The following is a 684-nucleotide window of genomic DNA, read 5'->3' as shown; positions in this document are numbered from 1 at the left end:
TGGGAGGATCTATCAACCCCCGAAAGGGGATCAAGAGATGATCGTCACATTCGACTGTCAACGGGGGGCTGGTGAACGCTTACTGTCCTGATTCACCGGTTTGCTTTCAAAATGCTGAAGGACAGGTCATGAAGCGTTTTATCGCCTCCTTAAAAAGTCAGTTGAAAGCGTATGATGAACGGCGAATGAGGGAGGGCATTCGGGTTCACCCTACGAAGCTAAGGTATGTATGGGTATGTGAACAAAACGAGGCTGAATTGCCGCACTATCACTTGCTGTTCGTGCTAAATAAAGCCGCCTATTGGCGATTGAATAATATGCGCTCATCTGAGTCGCTCGCTGGGAAAATTCAAAAAGCCTGGTGCAGCGCTTTGGGTTTAGATTATCCAGAATATGGGGTTCTGGTTCACTTTCCTGATAATTGCGAATATATATTAAGGAGAGATGATGCAATAAAGAGATCTCCGGTATTTAGGGATTTCATGCTTCGGGTTTTCTATCTGGCGAAAATGAGAACAAAGATATGTGGAGAGGGGCGGCGGCGTGTTGGTTACAGTTGGGGGTAATGGCATATAAACAGCATATGTTGCGGAGAGTGCCCCCTGTCTCTTGATCAGATCTTGATCCCCTGCGCCATCAGATCCTTGGCGGCAAGAAAGCCATCCAGTTTACTTTGCAGGGCTT

Annotated in this window: 1 protein-coding gene; it reads left to right on the top strand. The window is 47.1% G+C overall.

All coding sequences use genetic code 11. The features are described 5' to 3' along the window. The first annotated feature begins 71 nt into the window (after nt 1–71). Nucleotides 72–566, top strand: a complete 495-nt coding sequence (locus tag ACYVG7_RS09985; protein WP_460882982.1) for an inovirus Gp2 family protein — start codon at nt 72–74, stop codon at nt 564–566. The last annotated feature ends 118 nt before the right edge of the window (nt 567–684 follow it).

This window comes from Pseudaeromonas pectinilytica (assembly GCF_054780855.1).
This window is presented reverse-complemented; position numbering and strand designations above follow the sequence as displayed.